The following is a 24,048-nucleotide window of genomic DNA, read 5'->3' as shown; positions in this document are numbered from 1 at the left end:
CAACGCCGCACCACCCGGCGAGTCCTCCTGCGCCGAACGGGGTAGCAACAGGCTGGGGCCACCCCACCCCCTACGGGCCCGCCCCCCTCACCCCTTACGGACCGGGACCGCCCCGCTCCCGTCCACCGCCCCGCCCCCGGCCCCGCCTTCGCACTGACGGACCGTGGCGCGCGCATGGGCGAGGAAACGCCGGGTCAGCGGGTGCCCGTTGTGCCGCGGGAAGACGATCTGCAGCGGCATCAGGGGCGCGTCGGGGATCGGCACGAAGGAGACGAACGGGTGCACCCGCTGCCGCCCGATCGACTCCGGGACGACCCCGACGCCCCGGTTCCCGGCGACCGCTTCCAGCCACTCGTCGAAGTTCCCGCAGCGGACGGCGATTTCCGGCTGCTCGCCGGGCGGCCACTCCGACGCCTCCGTCGTCCCGCCGGCCTCGTTCAGCACCAGCGGCATACGGGCCAGCTCCCGCCAGCCGACCTCGTCCCGCGCCGCGAGCGGGGAGCGCACCGAGACCGCCGCGATCCGCCGCTCGTGCAGCAGCGTCTCGGCGGCCAGGCCCGGTACGGCGATGTCCCCGCGCAGGATCGCGACATCGACGTCGCCGCGGTCCACTCCGGCCAGGGCCGCGTCGCGCCGGTAGACCCGCGCCCCGACCCCGGTCTCCGCCTCGAACCGCTCGATGGCCGCCTGCGGCCAAGTGGCCGGAAATCCCCAGGCGAAGCCGATACGGAAGAGGGGCGCATCCAGGTCCGGGAGGAGCGCCGCCTCCAAACGGGGCAGCAGCTCGCGGAGTTCGCCGTACAGCCGCTCGCCGGCCGCGGTGAGCGTGACCTGGCGGGTGGTGCGCTCCAGCAGGCGCCGGCCGAGCAGCTCCTCCAGGCGGCGGATGGTGCGGCTCACCGTCGGCTGCGACAGGCCCAGGCGGTCGGCGGCGCGGGTGAAGTGGCGCTCCTCGGCGAGGGCCAGGTAGCAGCGGAGGTGGTGCAGCTCGATCCCCGGTATCGCCATGACCGAAATCCTAGGCGGCCGCGTGACGGCCCGGGCGGGGGCCGGATGAACCCGGGCGCCCGACGCGCCGGGCAGGGCGCCTACGCCCCCTTCCCGGGCCGTCACGCCCCGCCTCCGCGTCTCAACCGGCCGCCGCGTCACCGTCGTTCACCGTCCCCGCGCCATCGCCGTTCAGCGACACCGCCGTTCACCTCCCCCGCGCTCCCGCTTCCCCGCGCTCCCACGCTCCCGCCGTTCAGCGCCCCTGCCCCCCGGCCGTCCCCCGCCGCGCCCGCATCCCCACCCCGATCACCAGGAACGCCGCCCCGGCCACCCCGCACAACAGCCACATCGCCGCCTGGTTGCCCCGGAGGAAGAGGTCGCCGGCGAGCGCCTCCACAGCACGCCCGTCCCACCCGGTGTGGGCCCGCAACAGCCCCGCGCCCGCACCGGGATCGGCGACCGCCCGCGCCGTCCACGCCCCGCCCGGCAGATGGTGCGCGGCGAGCGCGGCGTCCAGCGCGTCCCGCGCCGACCAGCGGTAGACGGCCATCCCCACCGCCAGCCCGATCGCCCCGCCCAGGTTGTGGAAGGTCCACGACGAGCCGACCGCCGTCCCGGCCAGCCGCTCCGGTACGGCCGACAGCGCGGCCACGGTGGCCGGCCCGAGGACGAGGGCCCAGCCGACGCCCATCAACGCGAACGCGACCACCACGAGTGCGACCCCGCTGTCCCGGTCGAACCGCGTCTGCAGCGCCGCCGACAGTGCGAACGCCACGAACCCCCCGCAGAGCAGCAGCCGCGGCGGGCAGCGGTCCACCAGCCGCCCCACCAGGGGCGACAGCACCGCCATCACCGCCGTGCACGGCAGCAGCATCAGACCGCTCGCGGTGCCCCCGTAGTGGCGTACGGACACCAGGTACAGCGGCATCAGAAAGAACGCCAGGCAATAGAAGAACGCCAGGGAGAAATCGGCGGTGAGCGCACCGAGGAAAGTACGGTTCGCGAACAGTCGGAAATCGATAATCGGCGCCGCGACTTTCCGCTCCACGACGCAGAACGCCGCGACACCGGCGATTCCCAGGGCCAGCAGACCGAGAATGCGGCCGGACGCCCATCCCCACGAATCGCCGAGCGTGAGAGCGAGGACAACTGCGGGCAGGGCGAGGCTGATCAGCATCAGCCCCGGCCAGTCCGGCTTTCCGGCCTCCGCATTCCGTCCCCGCGATTCCCGTACCGCGGAAAGGCACACCGCCAGCCCGACGGCGGTCAGCGGCACGTTCAGCCAGAACACCCACCGCCAGTCCAGCCAGCCGACCACGAACCCGCCCAGCATCGGCCCGATCGCCAGACCGAGGCCGTTGACGCCGTAGAGCGCCCCGATGGCCCGGCCGCGCTGCTCCGGCGGGAAGGTGTCGGAGACCAGGGCGCCGGTACTGGTGTAGAGCACGGCACAGGCCGCCCCCTGGACGAAGCGGCAGAGGATCAGCACCCGTACGTCCCCGGCGAACCCGGCCGCCAACGAGGCGACGCCGAACACCGCGGTCCCGGTGTACAGGACCCGCCGCCGGCCATGGTGGTCCGCGAGCCGCCCCATCGTCACCATGAACATCGACAGCGCGACGATGAAGATGTTGACGATCAGCTGGAGTTCGGTGACCGTGGCCCCCATGTCCCGCTGAATGGCCGGCGCCGCGGTATTGACGATGGTGAGATCGATACATCCGAGGAAACTGATGACGCTCAGCCCGGCGAACGCCCGCCACCTTCGGGCCACCCCGCCCCTTTTACCGGCCGGCCGCGAATCCCATCCGCCCCCGTCCTCATCCCCGTCCCTCGCACACTCAGCAGAATTCACGCACTCGGTCGCCACGATTTCCCACCCTCGGACCGGCGGACAATGTCCACCCCACTCCCCCGTCTTTCCCCGACGACGCTAGGCAGGGCAGCCCGCCCGGACAAATAGCCGCCCCGTCCGACTCATTCACCCGGCACATGAATCCACGGTGCAGGTGAGCTGGTGAGCCGAGCTGCGCGACCGCATCGGCCTCGACGTCACCCTGCACAGGATCGATCCCGCATCCGGCGAGATCACCCTCGACGTGCTGCCGTCCCCGCTGGGGTCCCTGGCGGAGGACGAATCGGGACTGGTGCCGAAGGACGACCTCGACCTCTACACCTCGACACGCCACACCGGTGTGCTGCATCACGAGGCGGGGGTGCCCATCGCGCTCCAGGAGGTCTCCTTCGACCTGGCCGGTGGCAACATCGCCGACTAGGGCGCTCGACCACTACGCCCCCTACATCGAGTCCAGCGCGGAGACCGGGGCCCGCAGTGCGGCGGCCGGCGGCCACCAGGTGCCGGTCACCCTGGACGTCCGTGTGGAGCGCCGGGGCCCGGGGACCGGCGCGAAGTGACCGCGCGCCGGCCGGGATGCGAAGTCGCGGGGATCGGGGGAGGCTGGGGGAAGGCCGTACGGTTCGCCCGTGAGGCACCGGAGTTGCGCCGGAGCCGCCCGCCGGGACCTCCAGGAAAGGCTCCCTGGTGGACATCCCGATATCCCCTTTCGCGCATCCATCGAAGGCCCGCAGGCCGTCCTTGTGCGCCTCCCCGCATTCGCGTCCCCGGGTTCGTAACTGCCCGGGCCCGGGCGGGCGGCAGGCCGGCCATCGGAGGTGAGCCATGCTCTGCCAACCCCGTCACCTCGGTGCCGTGACCCTCGCGGCGGTACTCACCCTGCCCGTGGCCGGCACGGCGCCCGCCGGAACCCCGGCTGCCGCACCGCACACCTGCTCCGTTCAGCAGCTGGCCCTGTCCTGGGCCGGCGGCACTGCGAAGCACGGCGGTACCGGCAACCAGGACACCGCCATCGTCCGCGTGCACAACAAGGGCGACAAGTCGTGCACGCTCCACGGCTATCCGAACGTCACCCTCAAAGCCAAGGCGGCACACGACACCGAGACCCTGCGGCACACCCCCAGGACCAAGCCCCGGACGGTCACCATCGCGCCGGGCACCCACACGACGTTCACCCTCGTCTTCCTCAGCGAACTCAACGAACCCGCACAGGCCATCAAGCCCAACAGGGTCGACATCACCCTGCCCGGCAACAGCCGTTCGACCAGTCTCGACTGGCCATGGGGACCGGTCACCCGACAAGAAGGCGCGACGCATCCCGGCAACTACGTCGGCGCCCTCGGCAGCCCCCTCAAACCGTGAAACCACCGGTCCCCCGCAGTGCCGGTAGCCGGGAAATGCGAAGCGCCCCGGCCGGTGATTACCGGTCGAGGCGCTGAACCGCAGGTCAGGCGGCCTGCCCTGCGAGTGGTTCGGTGGGCCATCAGGGGCTCGAACCCTGAACCAATGGATTAAAAGTCCACTGCTCTGCCAATTGAGCTAATGGCCCGCACCGAGCAGCATAGCCCGAGGACGCGCCGCAGCCCGAAGGCATGGTGGATCTGGCCGATCCCCGGCGTGCCGTGGCCACGTCCCGCCGCCCGCGATTCCGCAGCTACGGGCCGTACGCCGCGCTCCCGGAAGGCGCCCCGCAGCACCGCGCACCCGGTACGGCACGCGCCCCGCAACGCGCCAACTCGTATGCCACCGGCCCGGCTCCACGTCCCCCGCGGCGCCTCAACACACAGGGCCCGTACGGCACTTCCGTGCGGTACGGGCCCTGGAGAGCCGTGAAGGCTACCGGCACCGGCCATCAGCCGGGCGGCCGGCAGAGGCCGGGTCAGCCGTTGCGCTTCCAGCGCGGCTTGTCCTCGCGGCGGCCGAAGCCGGACGCGCTGCCGGAGCCGCGGTGGTCGTCCCGCCGGCCGTACGGGCGGTCGCCGCCGGAACGGTAGCCGGAGGTCGGCCGGCCGCCGGAGCGGTCGTCACGGTTGAACGGGCGGTCGCCGCCGGAGCGGTAGCCACCGGAGGGGCGGCTGCCGCGGTCGTCGCGGCCGAACGAACGGGCCGGGCGCTCGCCGCGGTCGCGGTGGAAGCCGCCGCGGTCGTCGCGCCGGTCGTCACGGCGGTCGAAGGAACGCGCACCGCGGTCGTCCCGACGGTCCCGGCCGAAGCCACCGCGCTCGTCCCGACGCTCGTCACGCCGGTCGTCGCGACGCTCGAAGGAACGCCCACCACGGTCGTCCCGACGATCCCGGTCACGGTCCCGGCCGAAGCCGCCCCGCTCGTCCCGGCGGTCGTCACGGCGGTCGAAGGAACGTGCACCGCGGTCGTCCCGACGGTCCCGGCCGAAGCCACCGCGCTCGTCCCGACGCTCGTCACGCCGGTCGTCGCGACGCTCGAAGGAACGCCCACCACGGTCGTCCCGACGATCCCGGTCACGGTCCCGGCCGAAGCCGCCCCGCTCGTCCCGACGCTCACCGCGCCGCTCGTCCCGGCGGTCGTCCCGGCGCTCGTACGGCCGGCGGTCGCCCGGGCCCGGCTGGGCCGGCACGGAGGCCGCGGCGGCCTCGGCCACCGTCTCCGCGGCGGCCTTGGCGGACTCCGCCAGCGCCTCCGCCGGGTCCTCGCCGCGCTCGCGGGCGGCCCGCGCGGTCAGCCGGTCGGCCTCCTCGCGCAGCTCGGTGGCGCGGCGCTGGACCCGCTCCAGCTCCTTGGTGAGGACGCCGACCTCGCGCTCCGCCTGCTTGGCGGTGTTGTTCGCCGACTCGGCCTGGACCTCGGTGAGCGAGCGCGCACCGGTGATCCGGGCCAGGTCCTCGTCGAAGGCACCGGCGCCGCCGACGATGTGCCGCGAGGCGTCCACGCCCGCGTCCTCCATCAGGCGGAAGATCTGCCGGCGCTGGTGCGGGAGGGAGAGGGAGACGACGGTGCCGGACTGGCCGGCGCGGGCGGTACGGCCCGAGCGGTGCAGGTAGTCCTTGTGGTCACCGGCCGGGTCGACGTTGAGGACCAGGTCGATGCCGTCGACGTGGATGCCGCGGGCGGCGACGTCGGTGGCGACCAGCGCGTTGAGGTAGCCGTCCTTGAAGTCCGCGAGCACCCGGGTACGGGCGCCCTGCGTCATGCCGCCGTGCAGCGCGTCCGCCGTCACGCCCGCCTCGATCAGCTGCTCGGCGACGCGCTCGGCGCCCAGCTGGGTGCGGACGAAGATGATGGTGCGGCCCTTGCGGGCGGCGATCGCGGCGGTGACCGGCGCCTTGTCCTTCGGCTTCACGACGAGGACGTGGTGGGTCATGGTCGTGACGTTGCCCTGGGCGCTGTCGACCTCGTGGCTGACCGGGTTGGTCAGGTAGCGCTTGACCAGGGTGGAGATCTCGTTCTCCATCGTGGCCGAGAACAGCATCCGCTGGCCGCCGTCGGGCACCTGGTCCAGCAGTTCGGTGACCTCGGGCAGGAAGCCCAGGTCGGACATCTGGTCGGCCTCGTCGAGGACGGCTACCTGGACGTCCTCCAGGGAGCAGGCGCCGCGGTTGATGATGTCGCGCAGCCGGCCCGGGGTGGCGACGAGGATGTCGACACCGCGCTCCAGGGCGTAGATCTGGTTGCCCATGGACGTACCGCCGCAGACGACCTTCATCTTCAGGCCGAGCACGTCGCCGTAGGGCTGGAGGGCGTCCGCGACCTGCATCGCGAGCTCGCGGGTCGGGGTGAGGATGACCGCGCGCGGCTTCTTCTTCTCGGTGCGGCCGTCGGCCAGGCGGGCCAGGGTCGGCAGACCGAAGGAGAGCGTCTTGCCGGAGCCGGTGCGGCCGCGGCCCAGGATGTCCTTCCCGGCCAGCGCGTCCGGGATGGTCGCGGCCTGGATCGGGAAGGGGGTGGTGACGCCGTTCTGGGCGAGCTTGCGGACGACGCCCTCGGGCAGGCCGAGGTCGGCGAAGGTCACGGTGTCGGTGTCGCCGTCCTCGGTGGCACCGGCGGCGTCCTCGGCCACGACGGGCTCGGCGGTCTCTACGGTCTCGACGGGCTCGGGCGCGGTGGCCTCGACCGTCTCGGACGCCGGCTGCTCGGGCTGCTCGTCGTGCGCGGGCAGGACGGACTGATCAATGGAAACGGACATGCGAAATGCGAAACCTTCCGGAGTCTCGGCACGCGCCCACAACTCCGTGTGATTTCACCAAGACCGCCTCTATGCGGTCAGCCACGGTAAGGGAGAGAACGCGCCACACGGCGCGCTCTTTTCAAGGCGCCGGGCAAATGGGATCAAACGATCTACCACCATACGCACCCAGGCCCCCACAATGCAAATGGCCTTGTCCGGCCGCGTTCCTCCCCCGTTCCTCAGGCGTCCCACTCCATCTGGGGCGACATCGGCGAGGACAGCGAGGCCATGCCGCCGCCCGGCTCGGACCCGCGCGCAGGGGCCGAGGCGGACGCGGCGGCCGACGACTTCGGGGAGTACTTCGGGGCGAGGGGCGACGGCCCGGACGCCTGGGCGCCACCGCCCGGCGACGCGGAACCGCCCGACGGCCGGCTGGGCGGCGCGCTCGGCGAGCCGGGGGCCGGCGCGCTGGGCGAGGGCGGCGGGCCGGGGCGGGACGGCGAGGGCCGCGCGGGTCCCGAGGAGCCGCCCGGGCCGGGGGTCGCGCCGTGCCCGGGGCCCGGCTCCGGGCCGGACGGCCGGGCCGGGCGGGCGGGCGTGGCCGGCACCGCCGGCGAGGCGGACGGCACCGCGCTCGGCGACGCCCCGGCGTCGTCCTCGCGGCCCTTCACGGCGTCGCCGCCCGCCGGACGGCCGGGGCCGTGGCCCGTCCGCCGGTGCCCGTCGCCCCGCCCGTCGGTGGCCGGCCCACCGTGGCCGGGCGCCCCCGCCTTCCCGTCGCCGGGCCGGGCGGCGCTGCCCGACGGCGCGGGGTGCCCGGGATCGCTGACGCTCATGCAGCCGGCCAGCGCGGCGGCGCACGCGGAGACGGTCACCGCCGCGGCCGCGACCCGTGCCATCGAGCGCGCGCCCGGCCACCGCGCGGGCACCCTGGCGGTGGACGGGTCGGCGGCGGACGACGGGCGAGGGGGCATCGGGCACACGGGCGGGACCTCCGGGATCCGGGGCGCAGGGACGGCGTCGGACGCCCTGCCCAACTCCCGCCCCCCACTTGAGGACACGCGGCGCCGGACACCCGCACCGCATCCGCCCGCCGGGGCTCCCGTACACCGCGGCCCGCCACTCCTCGGCCGCAGCCGAGCGCACGCAACCACGCGCCGGCGATGCCGAGGTGCCGGCCCTTTTTGCTGTCGAGTTCGCTGCCGAACACGCACGGATGGCGGGAGCGTGAAAACCTCGGCCCCCGAACGGGAGGCCAACTCGCCGCTCGGCGGGCGAGGTTGTCACGCAGCTCACCGAGGAAATCGAGGAAGCTGCCCCGTTCCCGCCCCGACCCCGTCCGCGCACCGCACACAGGCGTGTCAGCGGGGCTCCGCCATGCGCGACAGGAAACCAGACGTTGCCGGACAATGGCCCCGTGCTGGAGATGACGCGCGAGGAGTTCGAAGGTCTGGTCAGCGACGCGCTGGACCGGATTCCGCCGGAGCTGACGCGGCTGATGGACAACGTGGCCGTGTTCGTGGAGGACGAACCGGATCCGGCCGACCCGGAACTCCTGGGCCTGTACGAGGGCACCCCCCTCACGGAGCGCGGCGAGTGGTACGCGGCGGTCCTGCCGGACCGCGTGACGCTCTACATGGGCCCCACGCTGCGGTACTGCGCGACGCCGGAGGACGTGGTGCACGAGGTCACCGTGACCGTGATCCACGAGGTGGCCCACCACTTCGGAATCGAGGACGCCCGCCTCCATGAGCTGGGCTGGGGCTGATCCGGCCGGGGCCCCGGCGGTTCCCGGCGGCCGTCCGCGGGCCCCGTCCGCCGCCGAAGCGGAGCCGCTCCGTCCCGCATGACGGACGGGCACGGCGGGCATACGGGGCCAATGGCCCGCGTCGCGCGCTCCCGTACACCACGACCCGACCCGCCAGGCCGCCACCGTTTCCGCCTGCCGGGCCCCCGCCGCCCCGGCCACCGCCGCCGTCCCGCCGCCCGCGCCCGGTCCGGCGCGCCGGGGAAACTGCTCACCGCCCTCCGCCGCCGGTCCCGCCCGCCCCGCCGCACGGCCCCGGGCACCTGGCTCGCGCCGCCCGCGCGCCCGTACACCCGGGCCCTCGGGCTGGTGGCGATCAGCCTGCTCGGTGCCTGGCTGGGGCTGCTGCTGCTCGGCGGCGTCCGGGCGCCGGTCGGCCCGATGGACACCAGCATGGCGCTGCGTCCCGCGCTGACCGGCGGCACCCGGATCACCGTCCCGCCCCTGGGCGACCTGGAGCTGGACAGCCACGCCGGGCCGGTCCGCCTCGACGTCGCCGTCGACCGGCTGGACCCGGTCCGCTCCGCCGCGCTGGTCGACCACCCGGAGCGGTTCGCCGGGCTCCAGCGAGAGGTCACCCGCGACGTGCTGCACGGCGCCGCCGGCCTGGTGGTGACCTCCTGCGCCGCGGTGGCCGGCGGCGCCACCGCACTGGGCCTGGTCGTCTACCGCCGGCCGCGCCGCGCGCTGGCCGCCGGCGGCCTCGCCCTGGCCCTGCTGACCGCCTCCGGAGCCGCCGCGTACGCCACCTGGAACCCCAGGTCCGTCCTGGAGCCGCGGTTCTCCGGGCTGCTCTCCTCCGCCCCGTCCGTGGTCGGCACGGCACGCAGCATCGTCAGCGAATTCGACGTCTACCAAAAGGAGTTGGCGCGCCTGGTCACCAACGTCAGCAAGCTCTACGACGCCGCCTCGACGCTGCCCGCCTACCGGCCGGACCCGACCACCCTCCGCGTCCTGCACGTCTCCGACATCCACCTCAACCCGGCCGGCTGGCACCTCATCGCCTCCCTGGTGAAGCAGTACCGGATCGACGTGATCATCGACACCGGCGACACCATGGACCACGGCTCGGCCGCCGAGAACCACTTCCTGGACCCGGTCGCCACCCTCGGCGCCCCGTACGTCTGGGTCCGCGGCAACCACGACTCGCGCACCACCCAGCGCTATCTGGCCGGCCGCCGGCACGTCACGGTCCTCGACGACGGCCGGGTCACCCAGGTGGCGGGGCTGCGGATCGCGGGCGTCGGCGACCCGCAGTTCACCCCGGACCGTTCGGTGGCACCCGCCGGCGACGCGGCCGAGCGCACCGCCGGCGGCCGGCTCGCCGACGCGCTGCGCACCCAGCGGCTGGCGGGCACCCCGGTGGACATCGCGCTGGCTCACAACCCGGTCGCGGCGGCACAGACGGACGGCCTGGTACCGCTGGCCCTGGCGGGCCACCTCCATCAGCGCGAGATCAGCACCCTTTCCCGGGGCACCCGGCTGATGGTCGAGGGCACCACGGGCGGCGGCGGGCTGCGCGCGGTCCAGGACCAGAAGCCCGCGCCCGTCGAGGCGTCGGTGCTCTACCTGGACCGCACCACCAAGCGGCTCCAGGCGTGGGACGAGATCACGCTGGGCGGTCTGGGGCTGACCCGTGCCGAGGTCAGCCGCCATCTGGCCCGCGAGAACCAGCCCGGGACACCGGGCGCGCCCCCCTCCCCGAGCCCGTCGGCGACGCCCTCCGGCCGGTCCGGGTAAACCGTTTTGGCGAACGGTCCTCCCATCCCATATGCTTCTCACGTCCCCGACGGGGCCGGTAACGGCGCCAAGGCGGGCCATCAGCCCTCATCGTCTAGTGGCCCAGGACGCCGCCCTTTCAAGGCGGTAGCACGGGTTCGAATCCCGTTGGGGGCACGCACCACCGTGTGCGAGACTGGTTCACGCCACTCGCACAATGCAAGGTCCTGTGGAGCAGTTTGGAGTGCTCGCCACCCTGTCAAGGTGGAGGCCGCGGGTTCAAATCCCGTCAGGACCGCTGCGGCTGGGTAGCTCAGTTGGTACGAGCGTCCGCCTGAAAAGCGGAAGGTCGCCGGTTCGACCCCGGCCCCAGCCACACCCATTGGGAGAAGGTCCCGGTTCACTTCGAACCGGGACCTTCTTCGTTGCCCGGATTCATCGCCCGGGATCACCGCCCGGATTCACCGCCCGGATTCACTGGCCGGCTTCGCCGCCCGGGTTCGTCGTCCGGACGTCTCCGAGTCGTCCGGACGTCCTCCGATCGGGTGCCGCTGCCGGGGCTTTCGCCGGGGGCGGGCCCGCGCGGGGCCCGCCGGGTCAGGCGTCGGCGGCGTGCGCGGGCGCGGGGGACGGCTCGCGGCCGCCCGGGTGGCGGTGCCGCCAGACCCAGAAGACCGTGCAGGAGACCGCCGACCAGCCGGCCAGCACCAGGAACGGGAAGGCGTGCTGGTGGCCGCCGAAGTAGACCGCGGTGTGCTGGGCGTTGACCGAGGCGCCGGGCGGCAGCCAGCGGCCGATGGCGCCGAGGACGGACGGGAGCAGCGGCCAGGAGACCGCGCCGCCGGACGAGGGGTTGCCCAGGAGGACCATCAGGCCCCAGGTGGGGATCATCGCCCAGCGGCCCATCAGGGTGTTGAACATCGTGAAGACCATGCCGGACGTGAACATCGTCAGCGCGAGGATCATCCAGGACTCGACGAACGGCAGCCGGAGCGCGCCCAGCCACCAGTCGGCCACCGCGGCGATGGCGAAGCCGCCGAGCAGGGCGTAGGCGAGGATGAACGCGATCCGCTCGGGCGGGTTGAGGCCGCGGGCGTGCACGCTGAGCTGGATCGCGCCGACGAAGCCGATGATCACGGCCGCCAGGGAGATGTAGAAGAGCGCCAGACCGCGCGGGTCGCCCTGCTGCAGCGGCTTGATGTCGCGGACGGTGACGTGCACGCCGGTGGCCGGGCCGACCTTGGCGGCGGCCTCGGAGAGCAGCTGGGCGACGGACGCGCCCGAGGCGCCGGCGACGTCCAGTTCGACGCCGGCGCCGCGGGCGCGCAGCACCGCGTACTCGCGCTGGTCGTCGACGGCGTTGCGGGCGGCGTCGTAGGTGGCGTACCCGGTGAGCCGGAGGGAGGCGTCGAGGGCCTTCTCCATGCCGACGACGAACGCCTTCTGCTCGGGGGCGGCGGGGGTGGTGACCACGGCGGTGGGGATGTGCCGGGGGGCCGGGTTGGCCATGGCGTAGGTGTAGGAGCCGGCGAAGAGGCCGGCCGCCGCGGCGAGGATGAACATCAGGACGACGGCCGGGAGGAACGGCGATCTCTTGAAGGCCGCCCAGTGTTCGGGCCAGGTCCGGGGCCGGCCGTGTGCGCCGTGCGGGACGGTGTCGCCTTCATGATCATGCATGACAAACACGCTAAGGCACTGATGTCGGACATACCGCCCGGGGTCTTCGGTCCCGGCCGCCGGGGCCCGGCGCGGGGGGCCGCCGGGAAATGGTTCGCCAGTCTTTTCCGCGAGGTGAGATCCTGGGGAGCGTATGTCCAGTCAGCCTGCCTCCGCCCCGTCCGACGGCGCCGCCCCCACGCTGCCCTCCCTGCTGAAGCGACTTCCCGAGCTGATGCTGCGCGACCAGCAGCGGCTGGGGCGCCGCCTCGACGGCGCGCGCCGGATCCGCAAGCCCGAGGCCCGGGCGGCGGTGCTCGCCGAGATCGCCGACGGCCTCGACGAGGCGGAGCTGCGCGTGGCGCAGCGGCGCGCCGCGGTGCCGGAGGTGACGTATCCGCAAGAGCTCCCGGTCAGCCAGAAGAAGGACGACATCCTGGCAGCCATCCGCGACCACCAGGTGGTGATCGTCGCGGGCGAGACCGGCTCCGGCAAGACCACCCAGATCCCCAAGATCTGCCTGGAGCTGGGGCGCGGCGTCCGCGGGCTGATCGGACACACCCAGCCGCGGCGGATCGCCGCCCGCACGGTCGCCGAGCGGGTGGCCGAGGAGCTGAAGACCCCGCTGGGCGAGGCGGTCGGCTGGAAGGTCCGCTTCACCGACCAGGTCGGCGACGACACCCTCGTCAAGCTGATGACGGACGGCATCCTGCTGGCCGAGATCCAGACGGACCGCGAGCTGCGCCAGTACGACACGCTCATCATCGACGAGGCACACGAGCGCAGCCTCAACATCGACTTCATCCTGGGCTATCTCGCCCAGCTGCTGCCCAGGCGCCCCGACCTCAAGGTGGTCATCACCTCCGCGACGATCGACCCGGAGCGGTTCGCCCGGCACTTCGGGGACTTCGCCGCCGTCGGCGGGCGAGCGGTCAGCGGGGACGGCGAGCAGGACGGGAACGGCGCCGGCGAGCGGCCGAGTGCGCCGATCGTCGAGGTCTCCGGCCGGACGTATCCGGTGGAGGTGCGCTACCGCCCCCTCCTGGAGGAGGGCGGCCAGGACAGCGACCGCGACCAGATCACCGCGATCTGCGACGCGGTGGACGAGCTGCGGGCCGAGGGCCCCGGCGACATCCTCGTCTTCCTCTCCGGTGAACGGGAGATCCGCGACACCGCGGACGCGCTCAACAAGAAGAACCTCCCCGCCACCGAGGTCCTGCCGCTGTACGCCCGGCTGTCGCACGCCGAGCAGCACCGGGTCTTCCAGCGCCATACGGGCCGGCGGATCGTGCTGGCCACCAACGTGGCCGAGACGTCGCTGACCGTCCCCGGCATCAAGTACGTGATCGACCCGGGCATGGCCCGGGTCTCCCGCTACAGCTTCCGCACGAAGGTGCAGCGGCTGCCCATCGAGCCGGTGTCGCAGGCCAGCGCCAACCAGCGCAAGGGCCGTTGCGGCCGGACCAGCGACGGCATCTGCATCCGGCTGTACTCCGAGGAGGACTTCCTCTCCCGCCCGGAGTTCACCGACGCGGAGATCCTGCGCACCAACCTCGCCTCCGTCATCCTGCAGATGACCGCGGCCGGCCTCGGCGACATCGAGAAGTTCCCGTTCATCGACCCGCCGGACCGCCGCAACATCAAGGACGGCGTCGACCTGCTGCGCGAGCTGGGCGCGCTGGACACCACGCAGAAGGACGCCCGCAAGCGGCTGACCCCGCTGGGCCGCAAGCTCTCCCAGCTGCCGGTGGACCCCCGGCTGGCGCGGATGGTGCTGGAGGCGGACCGCAACGGCTGCGTCCGCGAGGTCATGGTGATCGCCGCGGCGCTGTCCATCCAGGACCCGCGGGAGCGCCCGTCGGACAAGCAGCAGCAGGCCGACCAGCAGCACGCCCGCTTCAAGGACGAGACGTCGGACTTCCTGGCGTACCTCAACCTCTGGCAGTACGTGCGCGAACAGCAGAAGGCGCTGTCCTCGTCCGCGTTCCGCCGGATGTGCCGTACGGAGTTCCTGAACTATCTGCGGATACGCGAGTGGCAGGACATCTACTCCCAGCTGCGCACGGTCGCCAAGGGCATGGGCGTCCACCTGAACGAGACGGACGCAGCGCCCGAGCACATCCACACGTCATTGCTCTCCGGTTTGCTTTCGCACATCGGACTCAAGGACACCGAGGCCAAGAACGAGTACCTCGGCGCCCGCAGCGCGAAGTTCGCGGTCTTCCCCGGCTCCGCGCTCTTCAAGAAGCCGCCGCGCTGGGTGATGTCCGCCGAGCTGGTCGAGACCTCCCGGCTGTGGGCGCGGGTGAACGCCCGGATCGAGCCCGAGTGGATCGAACCGCTGGCCCAGCACTTGGTGAAGCGGACCTACAGCGAGCCGCACTGGGAACAGAAGATGGCCGCGGTGATGGCGCACGAGCGGGTGACGCTCTACGGCGTCCCGATCGTCGCCCAGCGCAAGGTCAACTACGGCCGGATCGACCCCGAGGTCTCCCGCGACCTGTTCATCCGGAACGCCCTGGTGGAGGGCGACTGGCGCACCCACCACCAGTTCTTCCATGACAACCGCAAACTCCTCGGCGAGGTCGAGGAGTTGGAGCACCGCGCCCGGCGCCGCGACATCCTCGTCGACGACGAGACGCTCTTCGACTTCTACGACCAGCGGATCCCGGCGCACGTGGTCTCCGGGGCGCACTTCGACTCCTGGTGGAAGCAGAAGCACCGGGACGAGCCGGACCTGCTCAACTTCGAGCACTCGATGCTGATCAACGAGTCCGCCGAGGCCGTCACCAAGGACGACTACCCGGACTCCTGGCGGCAGGGGAAGCTGAAGTTCAAGGTCACCTACCAGTTCGAGCCGGGCGCGGACGCGGACGGCGTGACCGTCCACATCCCGCTGCAGGTCCTCAACCAGGTCTCGTCCGAGGGCTTCGACTGGCAGATCCCGGGCCTGCGCGAGCAGTTGGTGACCGAGCTGATCCGCTCGCTGCCCAAGCCGATCCGCCGCAACTACGTCCCGGCGCCGAACTTCGCCGCCCGCTTCCTGGACACCGCCGTGCCCCTCCAGGGCGCGCTGACGGCCTCGCTGGCCGCCGGCCTGCAGCGGATGGTGGGGGTGCCGGTGGAGGCCGCGGACTTCGACCTCGCCAAGGTCCCCGACCACCTGAAGATCACCTTCCGGGTGTTCGACGCTGCGTCCGGCAACGGCTCCGCCGCGGGCCGCCGCAAGCTCGCCGAGGCCAAGGACCTGGAGGCGCTCCGGCTCCAGCTCAAGCCGAAGACCCGGGCCGCCATCTCCCGCGCCTTCGAGCAGGCCGAGAAGCGGCCCGGCAAGGACCGCAGGGGCGGCGGAGGCGAGGCCGCACCGGCCGGCCCGGAGCAGCGCACCGGCCTGACGTCCTGGACGGTCGGCACGCTGCCGCGCACCTTCGAGACCCGCCGCGGCGGCCAGCCGGTGAAGGCGTACCCGGCGCTGGTCGACGAGGGCAGCACCGTCGCGGTGCGGCTCTTCGACACCGAGGCCGAGCAGCAGGCCGCCATGTGGGCCGGCACCCGCCGCCTGATCCTGCTCAACGTCCCCGCCAACCCCGCCAAGTTCGCCCAGGACAAGCTGAGCAACCAGCAGAAGCTGGCGCTCTCCCGCAATCCGCACGGCTCCATCGCGGCGCTCTTCGAGGACTGTGTGACGGCCGCCGCGGACCGGCTGATCGCGGCCCGGGGCGGCCCGGTGTGGGACGAGGAGTCCTTCCGCAAGCTGTTCGACGCGGTGCGGGCCGACCTCGTCGACGCGACGCTGAAGACCATCCAGCAGGTGCAGGAGGTGCTGGCGGCCTGGCAGGCGTGCGAGCGCCGGCTGAAGGCGACCGCCTTCCCGTCGCTGCTGCCGTCGCTGGCGGACGTCAAGGAGCAGCTGGCGGAGCTGATCAGGCCCGGCTTCGTCACCGCGCACGGCGCCCGGCGGCTGCCGGACCTGATGCGCTATCTCGTGGCCGCCGACCGCCGCCTGACGCAGCTGCCCGCCAACGCCGAACGGGACCGCAGCCGGATGGCGAAGATCAAGGAGATGCAGGACGAATACGCCTGGCTGCTGGAGCAGTTCCCCCAGGGGCAGCCGGTGCCGGCCGCGGCCCGGGAGGTCCGCTGGATGATCGAGGAGCTCCGGGTGAGCTACTTCGCGCACGCCCTGGGAACGGCCTACCCGGTCTCCGACAAGCGGATCATGAAGGCGGTGGACGCCGCGGCGCCGTAGGGCGGCCCGAGCGCGGGAGCGGCGGCCGGGACCGAGTTCGACCGCACCCCCTGACCTGCTGTACAGTCTTGCTTCGCAGCCCGCCGCAAGCGGAAAGCGAAACGCAAGGTCCTGTGGAGCAGTTTGGAGTGCTCGCCACCCTGTCAAGGTGGAGGCCGCGGGTTCAAATCCCGTCAGGACCGCCTCTCACGGCCCGCACCGTTCTCCGGTGCGGGCCGTTCTGTTCTTCCGGCCCGCACCAGGTCTTCCCCGGTGCGGGCCGTCGCGCTGTCCGGGACGGGGCACGCACCCGCGGACGGCGGCCCGAAGGCGCGGACGGAAGCGGGCGGCCATCTTGACGGCGGCACCTGCCGCCGGTACTCAACTCATCAGAAGGCGTGGGGCCGGGAGGTGGCGTGCGATGACGACCGCGGTACGGCACGAGACGAGGGCGCTGCTGCGCGCCCACCTGTCGGCGGCCCTGCGCTACGGCTACCGCCACCGCACCCGGCAGTGCCCCGTCTGCCACCAGTTGCTGCGGCTCGCCATGGAGCCGCACGGCGCCCGTTCGGGGCCCGACGCCCCTCCGGCCACCCCGGCCCCCTCCCAGGCCGCCTCCGAGCCACCGGCGGAGGACGAAAGTCCCGCCGGCCGGTGACCAACGACGCCTGCGCCACCGTCCGCGTGGTGGGAGGCTGTTGACAGCGGAACGACGGGAAGGCGCTATACCCCAGCGCCGTGCGCCGTTCAAGAAGCCCGCGACGTGACGGGAGTCACCGAACATGTTTCGCGGGATGGGGAACTTCCCACCCCCCTACACCCCGTCAATTTAATATGTGCAATTGCACTACCGTCCCAGCTCTCCCGAACGAAACCGCCAGGTCCGGTCTGACGGGCCTCCTCAAAGCCCCTGAAGGGGTCCTGGCGCGCCTCCCGGGGTCGGCAGGCGCCGGGGCGGCCCGAGCGCCGCGAGCGGCCCGGGAGCGGCCGCACACAAAAAAGAGATCGCGCCGGACCCGGCGGAGTCCAGCGCGATCGACGACGTACCCGGTGGAGCGGATGTGGGGCCTGTTGGGGCAGGCACCGCGTCGTATGAGCTCTGTTGGAGCGTGGTGAAGCAGGTGGAGCTGTGGCGCAAAAACGGGCGTTTCCGGGTTGGGGGGCCCGAAAACAGCCTGGTTATGCGGTTATTCAGGACTCGCTGCGCTGCTGCGGAATACCCGCGAGCAGTGCGCGGACCTCAGCCTCGCGGTAACGCCGGTGCCCTCCGAGCGTGCGGATGGACGTGAGCTTGCCTGCCTTGGCCCAGCGGGTCACCGTCTTCGGGTCCACACGGAACATCGTGGCGACCTCAGCGGGGGTAAGCAGCGGCTCGGCGTCAGGGGTGCGAGCGGTCATGAGCGGCCTCCTCGGGAGAACCGAACCATCACGGTTCTTTCCTCTAAATTCTGCACCTTGACCCACGTTGCCCGAAATGGCAGACGCGGGCCGAGTCGGTTATAGGACGAACGGCTTGTCCTCGGCACTACAACTACACCATCTGTCCAGCCACGTCGGCCAAACCGATGGAATTGCCCTCTCAGGTGTTCAACCTCGGCGGAAGCCGATGGACCGTGCCATAGCGGACAGTCACGCACCCGTGACGATCAGTCACAACGTGTCCAGCCGCCACGAGACCCCTCAAGGAGCGCAATACCGATCTATCCGCCCTTAGTTGGACGGAAGGAGCCCAAGACAGGCTCCTTGTCCTATTTTGGCACGAGGGTGCACCTTGGGAGCAAGACCCGAAGTCAGTGCTTTAGGTCACGCTTGGGGCAATAGCCCGGATCGGGACCTACGTCCCGTACGTCCCGTCAGCGGACGCTCCTGCCGGCAACTCCGCCCCGGGCCTTTGGGGTTCAGCTGGAGAACTGGCGTTCGCGCACTCCGCGCCACCGCCGGGAAAGCTTCTCGTACGCGGCGCCGGCCCGCTCGCCGTCCCCCGCGCGCAGCGCCGTCAGGCCCTCCGCCACGTCCGCGACGGAACGGTCCTCGGCGAGCTGCCCCTCGGGCACCGCGTGCACCAGCCCTCCGTAGTCCAGCTCCACGAGCGAACGCGGGTGGAATTCCTCGAGCCAGCGCCCCACATCTACCAGGCCGTCGATCAGCGGTCCCTCTTCCAGGGCATCCCGAAGCGTACGCAGTCCGCGCGCAACCCTGCGGCGCGCCTGCGCCATCGGCGTGCGATAACGCAACAGAGCCGCCGGGTCACCCTTGGTGTACTCCCGCTCGGCATCGTCGAAGAGGACGAACCAGCGCACCGGGACGTGCCAGGTGGCCGCGCGGATCCACGGCCGGGCGTCGGGGTTGCGCTCGCGCCAGCGCTCGTAGTCGGTGGCCGCCTGCCGGCGCACCACCGGGGGCAGCGCGGCGTCCAGCACCGACGCCGGCAGCAGCTCCTCCAGGCCCTGCAGCGCCTGCCAGCCGCGCAGCCGGGTCCGCCAGGGGCAGACGCAGGTCACCTCGTCCACGACGGCGACGAAGGCGTCACCGCTCTCGTGGACCGGCACCGGCACCGGCGGGGTCGGCAGCAGGTCGGCCAGCGCCCGGCGCTGCTCGTCAACGGCCGTGGGGGTGTCCTCGCGGGCGGCGTAGCGCGCCCAGTAGGAGCGCTCCGGCTCGGGGAACGCTGCCAGCGGCTCGTAGACCCGCAGATACGCCACATACGGGACCCGCACCGACGACGCCAAGGCCACGCCCGCTCCTCCAAAGGAAAGTCCACCGCCCGGAGTTGCCTGCCCCCGCCCGGTCCGGTCACGGCAGATCGTGCCACGCCCGTCCCCCGGGAGGGGGTGATCCTCCCGACCTGACCGATCAACCCGCCTCCAGGTCTTACGCTCGTCCCAACCGGCCCTCCCCACCCTTTAGGAGGGCGTCCTCCGCGACTATGGGAGTCACCACAGTGACCGACGTACGTCCTGCCCCTGCAGACGCCTCCGGCGGCGTGCTGCAGACCCTGTTCCGCACGGAGCAGGGCGGCCACGAGCAAGTCGTTCTCTGCCAGGACCGGGCCAGCGGCCTCAAGGCCGTGATCGCCCTCCACAGCACCGCCCTGGGCCCCGCCCTGGGCGGTACGCGCTTCCACCCCTACGCCTCCGAGGACGAGGCCGTGCTGGACGCCCTGAACCTCTCGCGCGGCATGTCGTACAAGAACGCCCTGGCCGGGCTGGACCACGGCGGCGGCAAGGCGGTGATCATCGGCGACCCCGAGCTGATCAAGACCGAGGAACTGCTGCTCGCCTACGGCCGGTTCGTGGCCTCCCTCGGCGGCCGCTACGTCACCGCCTGCGATGTCGGCACCTATGTCGCCGACATGGACGTGATCGCCCGGACGAACCGCTGGACCACCGGCCGTTCGCCCGAGAACGGCGGCGCCGGCGACTCCTCCGTGCTGACCGCCTACGGCGTCTTCCAGGGCATGCGGGCCGCCGCCCAGCACCTGTGGGGCGACCCCACGCTGCGCGGCCGCAGGGTCGGCATCGCGGGCGTCGGCAAGGTGGGCCACCACCTCGTCGAGCACCTGCTCAAGGACGGCGCCGAGGTCGTGATCACCGACGTCCGCGCCGAGTCGGTGGACCGGGTCCTCGCCCGGCACCCCCAGGTGGCCGCCGTCGCCGACACCGACGCGCTGATCCGCACCGAGGGCCTGGACGTCTACGCACCGTGCGCGCTGGGCGGCGCGCTCAACGACGCCTCGGTGCCGGCGCTGACCGCGAAGGTGGTGTGCGGCGCGGCCAACAACCAGCTCGCACACCCCGGGGTGGAGAAGGACCTGTCGGACCGCGGCATCCTCTACGCCCCCGACTACGTCGTGAACGCCGGCGGCGTGATCCAGGTCGCCGACGAGCTGCACGGCTTCGACTTCGACCGGTGCAAGGCCAAGGCGGCGAAGATCTTCGACACCACGCTGTCGATATTCGCTCGTGCGAAGGCCGACGGCATCCCGCCGGCCGCCGCGGCCGACCGGATCGCGGAGGCGCGCATGGCGGAGGCGCGCCGCCCCTGAGCAGAACGCCCGGCGGGTGTGGCCGGAAACACACCCTTGTGCGACCCCTGGCGGGTGGTCGGGGAGACATCCCTCACCACCCGTCGGCGGGTCGCCGTACAGGACAGGTTAAAATCGCAGTTGACCAGCGTGGACGGGGCGCCGTGCCGGTCATGCCGAGCGGTGGGTGATGCGGGCGACGTACCGTATGGCCGCGGAAGCAGGTACCGTTAAAGCTCTAGGGGCCGGTCTCTCTCTTGAGAGTCCGCTCTGAATCATGAACGCGTGTCAAGACTCTGGGGCCGACGAGCCCCGTCACTGAGGGGGTCGACCCATGGGGCGCGGCCGGGCCAAGGCCAAGCAGACAAAGGTCGCCCGCCAGCTGAAGTACAGCAGCGGTGGGACGGATCTCTCGCGACTGGCCGACGAGCTTGCATCGCAGTCGAACCAGCAACCTCCGAACCGCGAGCCGTTCGAGGATGACGAGGACGACGACCCGTACGCGCGGTACGCAGAACGCTACAACGGCGAGGACGACGAGGACGAGGGCCACACCTCGCACCAGCGTCGTCGCGCCTGACACTCTGCGCGCTCGCGGGGCTCACAACACCATCACGGACCCGGTCCAGGGAACCCCCGGACCGGGTTCTCTGCTGCGCGGAGCCGCCCGGCCGGCGGCCCCGCGGGGCGGCGGTGTCAGCCCGCGTAGTCACCGGTGAGGGTCACTGCCTCGGCATGCGCGCCGCGCTCGACGATCTCGCCGGCGACCCAGGCGTCCACGCCGCGGTCGGCGAGGGTGGTCAGGGCGACGTCCACCGACTCCTGCGGGACGACGGCGATCATGCCGACGCCCATGTTCAGGGTCTTCTCCAGCTCCAAGCGCTCCACCGAGCCGGCGCGGCCGACCAGGTCGAAGATCGCGCCCGGCGCCCAGGTGGTGCGGTCCACGGTGGCGTGCAGGCCGTCCGGGATCACCCGGGCCAGGTTGTTGGCCAGGCCGCCGCCGGTGATGTGCGAGAAGGCGTGCACGTCGCAGGTGCGGGCCAGGGCCAGGCAGTCCAGCGAGTAGATCTTGGTGGGCTCCAGCAGCTCCTCGCCGAGGGTGCGGCCGAGCTCCGGGACCTCCTGGTCCAGGGAGAGGCCGGCCCGGTCGAAGAGGACGTGGCGGACGAGGGAGTACCCGTTCGAGTGAAGTCCGGAGGACGCCATCGCGATCACCGCGTCGCCCGTACGGATACGATCCGCGCCCAGCACCCGGTCGGCCTCGACCACGCCGGTGCCGGCGCCGGCGACGTCGAACTCGTCCTCGCCCAGCAGGCCCGGGTGCTCGGCGGTCTCTCCGCCGACCAGCGCGCAGCCGGCCAGCACACAGCCCTCGGCGATGCCCTTGACGATCGCGGCGACCCGCTCCGGGTGGACCTTGCCCACGCAGATGTAGTCGGTCATGAACAGCGGCTCGGCGCCGCAGACGACCAGGTCGTCGACGACCATGGCGACCAGGTCGTGGCCGATGGTGTCGTAGACGCCCATCTTGCGGGCGATGTCGACCTTGGTGCCGACGCCGTCGGTGGCCGAGGCCAGCAGGGGACGCTCGTAGCGCTTGAGCGCGGAGGCGTCGAAGAGGCCGGCGAAGCCGCCGAGCCCACCGACGACCTCGGGACGGGTGGCCTTGGCCACCCACTTCTTCATGAGGTCCACGGCACGGTCGCCGGCCTCGATGTCGACACCCGCGCTCGCGTAGCTGGCACCGGTTGATTCAGCGGACATGGCTGAGAACTTTCGTTTGGGTGGGTACGAGCTCTACGGGCGACGCAGCGCGTCGGCGCCGCCGATCCCCGCGGTGAGCGTCCGGACGCCGTCCACGTCCGAGGCGGCCGGGGCCTTGGTCTCGGACTCCAGGAGGTGCTTGCCGAGCAGCTCCGGGTCCGGCAGCTCCATCGGGTACTCGCCGTCGAAGCAGGCGCGGCAGAGGTTCGGCTTGGCGATCGTGGTCGCCTCGATCATGCCGTCGATGGAGATGTACGCCAGCGAGTCGGCGCCCAGCGACTTGCCGATCTCCTCGACGCTCAGCCCGTTGGCGATCAGCTCCGCGCGGGTGGCGAAGTCGATGCCGAAGAAGCACGGCCACTTGATCGGCGGCGAGGAGATCCGGATGTGGACCTCGGCGGCGCCGGCCTCGCGCAGCATCCGGACCAGGGCGCGCTGGGTGTTGCCGCGGACGATCGAGTCGTCGACGACCACCAGCCGCTTGCCGCGGATGACTTCCTTGAGCGGGTTGAGCTTGAGGCGGATGCCGAGCTGGCGGATGGTCTGCGAGGGCTGGATGAAGGTCCGGCCGACGTAGGAGTTCTTGACCAGGCCGGAGCCGTAGGGAATGCCGCTGGCCTCGGCGTAGCCGACGGCCGCCGGGGTGCCGGATTCCGGGGTCGCTATCACCAGATCCGCGTCGGCGGGCGCCTCGGCGGCCAGCTTGCGGCCCATCTCCACCCGGGAGAGGTAGACGTTGCGACCGGCGATGTCGGTGTCCGGGCGGGCGAGGTAGACGTACTCGAAGACGCAGCCCTTGGGGCGGGCCTCGGCGAAGCGCGAGCTGCGCAGGCCGTTCTCGTCGACGGCGATCAGCTCGCCGGGCTCGATCTCCCGGATGAAGCTGGCGCCGACGATGTCCAGGGCGGCGGACTCGGAGGCGACCACCCAGCCGCGCTCCAGCCGGCCGAGGACCAGCGGGCGGATGCCCTGCGGGTCGCGGGCGGCGTAGAGGGTGTGCTCGTCCATGAAGCACAGCGAGAAGGCGCCCCGGACCTTCGGGAGGACGCGCGGTGCGGCCTCCTCGACGGTCAGCGGCTTGCCGTCCTCGTCGACCTGGCCGGCCAGCAGGGCCGTGACGAGGTCGGTGTCGTTGGTCGCCGCGACCTGGGTGGCCCGGCCGCCCTCGCGGGGCAGCGCGGCGACCATCTCGGCCAGCTCGGCGGTGTTGACCAGATTGCCGTTGTGGCCGAGCGCGATCGATCCGTGCGCGGTGGCGCGGAACGTCGGCTGGGCGTTCTCCCACACCGAGGCACCGGTGGTGGAGTAGCGGGCATGGCCCACGGCGATGTGGCCCTGGAGGGAACTGAGGGAGGTCTCGTCGAAGACCTGGGAAACCAGGCCCATGTCCTTGAAGACGAGGATCTGGGAGCCGTTGCTCACCGCGATGCCCGCGGACTCCTGTCCACGGTGCTGCAGCGCGTACAGCCCGAAGTAGGTGAGTTTGGCGACCTCTTCTCCCGGGGCCCAGACACCGAAGACGCCGCAGGCGTCCTGGGGGCCCTTCTCACCGGGGAGCAGGTCGTGGTTGAGTCGTCCGTCACCACGTGGCACGTCCCAGAGTCTAGGCCAGGTCGCGCATTCATCCGAACCGGGGATGGCCGGGCGGCTGGAGGAGTGCATGAACGGGGAGCTGATGCGCCTGACATGGCCATGACCTTCCGACGGCGTTTTTCGGCCATGCGGGCCCCGCAGCCCTTGGGGCGCCTGGCGTCCCACGGGGTGCGCCGCCCGCGCGGGGTACGTCGGGCGGCGCCGCCACGTCGGCCTCGGCCGGGTGGCAATGTTCGGCGCAGCGGCGGTGTGAGATGCGCGACGTCGC

General features: G+C 72.1%; 18 protein-coding genes and 5 tRNA genes. 13 read left to right on the top strand and 10 right to left on the bottom strand.

Going from position 1 to position 24,048, the window contains the following annotated elements; genetic code table 11:
* Positions 1-87: 87 nt before the first annotated feature.
* Together B073_RS40275 and B073_RS0117790 are read right to left on the bottom strand one after the other, a co-directional pair.
* A complete protein-coding gene (locus B073_RS40275) occupies positions 88-1,008 on the bottom strand; it encodes a LysR family transcriptional regulator (protein ID WP_018539435.1) in 921 nt (306 codons plus the stop codon).
* Positions 1,009-1,243: 235 nt separating this feature from the next.
* Complete coding sequence (locus B073_RS0117790; protein WP_018539434.1) at positions 1,244-2,764, bottom strand: MFS transporter; 1,521 nt, start codon at positions 2,762-2,764, stop codon at positions 1,244-1,246.
* Positions 2,765-3,017: 253 nt separating this feature from the next.
* Here B073_RS0117790 and B073_RS44135 point away from each other — a divergent pair, with 253 nt between their 5' ends.
* From B073_RS44135 to B073_RS0117775, 3 genes are all read left to right on the top strand, one after another.
* A complete protein-coding gene (locus B073_RS44135; RefSeq protein WP_078508057.1) occupies positions 3,018-3,266 on the top strand; it encodes a DUF4436 family protein in 249 nt (82 codons plus the stop codon).
* Positions 3,247-3,405 (top strand): hypothetical protein, encoded by a 159-nt coding sequence (locus tag B073_RS46455; RefSeq protein ID WP_018539432.1) that lies wholly within the window; start codon positions 3,247-3,249, stop codon positions 3,403-3,405. Before B073_RS44135 ends, B073_RS46455 begins: the two co-directional genes overlap by 20 nt.
* Before the next feature lie 265 nt (positions 3,406-3,670).
* A complete protein-coding gene (locus B073_RS0117775) occupies positions 3,671-4,207 on the top strand; it encodes a DUF4232 domain-containing protein (RefSeq protein WP_018539431.1) in 537 nt (178 codons plus the stop codon).
* 114 nt (positions 4,208-4,321) lie between these two features.
* On the opposite strand, the gene B073_RS0117770 is transcribed toward B073_RS0117775, so the two are convergent.
* The 3 genes from B073_RS0117770 to B073_RS40270 form a co-directional block, all read right to left on the bottom strand.
* A tRNA-Lys gene (locus B073_RS0117770) sits at positions 4,322-4,394 on the bottom strand.
* 330 nt (positions 4,395-4,724) lie between these two features.
* The gene (locus tag B073_RS0117765; protein ID WP_018539430.1) at positions 4,725-7,004 is read right to left on the bottom strand and encodes a DEAD/DEAH box helicase; all 2,280 of its coding nucleotides are present in this window, start codon (positions 7,002-7,004) and stop codon (positions 4,725-4,727) included.
* Positions 7,005-7,225: 221 nt separating this feature from the next.
* Entirely contained in the window at positions 7,226-7,885 is a 660-nt protein-coding gene (locus B073_RS40270) for a hypothetical protein (RefSeq protein WP_199788164.1), read from the bottom strand.
* Between the two features lie 518 nt (positions 7,886-8,403).
* Between B073_RS40270 and B073_RS0117755 the strand changes: the two genes are divergently transcribed.
* The 5 genes from B073_RS0117755 (at position 8,404) to B073_RS0117735 (ending at position 10,888) form a co-directional block, all read left to right on the top strand.
* Entirely contained in the window at positions 8,404-8,754 is a 351-nt protein-coding gene (locus B073_RS0117755) for a metallopeptidase family protein (protein WP_018539428.1), read from the top strand.
* A 111-nt stretch (positions 8,755-8,865) separates the two neighbouring features.
* Positions 8,866-10,533 carry a metallophosphoesterase gene (locus B073_RS0117750; RefSeq protein ID WP_018539427.1) on the top strand — a complete coding sequence of 556 codons (1,668 nt, stop codon included), beginning with the start codon at positions 8,866-8,868 and terminating at the stop codon, positions 10,531-10,533.
* 83 nt (positions 10,534-10,616) lie between these two features.
* Positions 10,617-10,689, top strand: a tRNA-Glu gene (locus B073_RS0117745).
* A 46-nt stretch (positions 10,690-10,735) separates the two neighbouring features.
* A tRNA-Asp gene (locus tag B073_RS0117740) sits at positions 10,736-10,810 on the top strand.
* 4 nt (positions 10,811-10,814) lie between these two features.
* Positions 10,815-10,888, top strand: a tRNA-Phe gene (locus B073_RS0117735).
* 221 nt (positions 10,889-11,109) lie between these two features.
* Here B073_RS0117735 and B073_RS0117730 read toward each other — a convergent pair.
* Positions 11,110-12,189 (bottom strand): hypothetical protein, encoded by a 1,080-nt coding sequence (locus tag B073_RS0117730; protein ID WP_018539426.1) that lies wholly within the window; start codon positions 12,187-12,189, stop codon positions 11,110-11,112.
* A 133-nt stretch (positions 12,190-12,322) separates the two neighbouring features.
* Here B073_RS0117730 and hrpA point away from each other — a divergent pair, with 133 nt between their 5' ends.
* From hrpA to B073_RS0117715, 3 genes are all read left to right on the top strand, one after another.
* Positions 12,323-16,417, top strand: coding sequence for an ATP-dependent RNA helicase HrpA (gene hrpA, locus B073_RS0117725; RefSeq protein ID WP_018539425.1), 4,095 nt, complete (start codon positions 12,323-12,325; stop codon positions 16,415-16,417).
* Between the two features lie 107 nt (positions 16,418-16,524).
* Positions 16,525-16,599 (top strand) — tRNA-Asp (locus B073_RS0117720).
* Between the two features lie 218 nt (positions 16,600-16,817).
* Positions 16,818-17,054 carry a DUF6274 family protein gene (locus B073_RS0117715; RefSeq protein ID WP_018539424.1) on the top strand — a complete coding sequence of 79 codons (237 nt, stop codon included), beginning with the start codon at positions 16,818-16,820 and terminating at the stop codon, positions 17,052-17,054.
* Positions 17,055-17,587: 533 nt separating this feature from the next.
* On the opposite strand, the gene bldC is transcribed toward B073_RS0117715, so the two are convergent.
* Both bldC and B073_RS0117705 read right to left on the bottom strand, forming a co-directional pair.
* Positions 17,588-17,794 (bottom strand): developmental transcriptional regulator BldC, encoded by a 207-nt coding sequence (bldC, locus tag B073_RS0117710; RefSeq protein WP_003980577.1) that lies wholly within the window; start codon positions 17,792-17,794, stop codon positions 17,588-17,590.
* Positions 17,795-18,294: 500 nt separating this feature from the next.
* Positions 18,295-19,131: a hypothetical protein gene (locus tag B073_RS0117705; RefSeq protein WP_018539423.1), complete on the bottom strand. Its 837-nt coding sequence runs from the start codon at positions 19,129-19,131 to the stop codon at positions 18,295-18,297.
* Positions 19,132-19,337: 206 nt separating this feature from the next.
* Between B073_RS0117705 and B073_RS0117700 the strand changes: the two genes are divergently transcribed.
* Together B073_RS0117700 and B073_RS0117695 are read left to right on the top strand one after the other, a co-directional pair.
* Complete coding sequence (locus B073_RS0117700; protein WP_026247491.1) at positions 19,338-20,441, top strand: Glu/Leu/Phe/Val dehydrogenase dimerization domain-containing protein; 1,104 nt, start codon at positions 19,338-19,340, stop codon at positions 20,439-20,441.
* A gap of 313 nt (positions 20,442-20,754) precedes the next feature.
* The gene (locus B073_RS0117695) at positions 20,755-21,000 is read left to right on the top strand and encodes a DUF3073 domain-containing protein (RefSeq protein ID WP_018539421.1); all 246 of its coding nucleotides are present in this window, start codon (positions 20,755-20,757) and stop codon (positions 20,998-21,000) included.
* Positions 21,001-21,116: 116 nt separating this feature from the next.
* Here B073_RS0117695 and purM read toward each other — a convergent pair whose 3' ends face one another.
* Both purM and purF read right to left on the bottom strand, forming a co-directional pair.
* Positions 21,117-22,187: a phosphoribosylformylglycinamidine cyclo-ligase gene (gene purM / locus B073_RS0117690; RefSeq protein ID WP_018539420.1), complete on the bottom strand. Its 1,071-nt coding sequence runs from the start codon at positions 22,185-22,187 to the stop codon at positions 21,117-21,119.
* Positions 22,188-22,220: 33 nt separating this feature from the next.
* Positions 22,221-23,780 carry an amidophosphoribosyltransferase gene (purF, locus tag B073_RS0117685; protein ID WP_018539419.1) on the bottom strand — a complete coding sequence of 520 codons (1,560 nt, stop codon included), beginning with the start codon at positions 23,778-23,780 and terminating at the stop codon, positions 22,221-22,223.
* Positions 23,781-24,048: the final 268 nt, after the last annotated feature.

The sequence above is a fragment of the Streptomyces sp. MspMP-M5 genome (genome assembly GCF_000373585.1).
Classification (GTDB): Bacteria; Actinomycetota; Actinomycetes; order Streptomycetales; family Streptomycetaceae; genus Streptomyces.
Note: the sequence above shows the minus strand (reverse complement) of the source record. Positions and strands in the feature narration are given on the sequence as shown.

What these genes read in the sequence shown, in the direction of transcription:
- B073_RS40275 (WP_018539435.1), bottom strand. Translation starts at nt 1,008, where the DNA reads ATGGCGATACCGGGGATCGAGCTGCACCACCTCCGCTGCTACCTGGCC.
- B073_RS0117775 (WP_018539431.1), top strand. Translation starts at nt 3,671, where the DNA reads ATGCTCTGCCAACCCCGTCACCTCGGTGCCGTGACCCTCGCGGCGGTA.
- B073_RS0117765 (WP_018539430.1), bottom strand. Translation starts at nt 7,004, where the DNA reads ATGTCCGTTTCCATTGATCAGTCCGTCCTGCCCGCGCACGACGAGCAG.
- B073_RS40270 (WP_199788164.1), bottom strand. Translation starts at nt 7,885, where the DNA reads ATGGCACGGGTCGCGGCCGCGGCGGTGACCGTCTCCGCGTGCGCCGCC.
- B073_RS0117750 (WP_018539427.1), top strand. Translation starts at nt 8,866, where the DNA reads ATGGCCCGCGTCGCGCGCTCCCGTACACCACGACCCGACCCGCCAGGC.
- B073_RS0117730 (WP_018539426.1), bottom strand. Translation starts at nt 12,189, where the DNA reads ATGCATGATCATGAAGGCGACACCGTCCCGCACGGCGCACACGGCCGG.
- hrpA (WP_018539425.1), top strand. Translation starts at nt 12,323, where the DNA reads ATGTCCAGTCAGCCTGCCTCCGCCCCGTCCGACGGCGCCGCCCCCACG.
- B073_RS0117715 (WP_018539424.1), top strand. Translation starts at nt 16,818, where the DNA reads ATGACGACCGCGGTACGGCACGAGACGAGGGCGCTGCTGCGCGCCCAC.
- bldC (WP_003980577.1), bottom strand. Translation starts at nt 17,794, where the DNA reads ATGACCGCTCGCACCCCTGACGCCGAGCCGCTGCTTACCCCCGCTGAG.
- B073_RS0117695 (WP_018539421.1), top strand. Translation starts at nt 20,755, where the DNA reads ATGGGGCGCGGCCGGGCCAAGGCCAAGCAGACAAAGGTCGCCCGCCAG.
- purM (WP_018539420.1), bottom strand. Translation starts at nt 22,187, where the DNA reads ATGTCCGCTGAATCAACCGGTGCCAGCTACGCGAGCGCGGGTGTCGAC.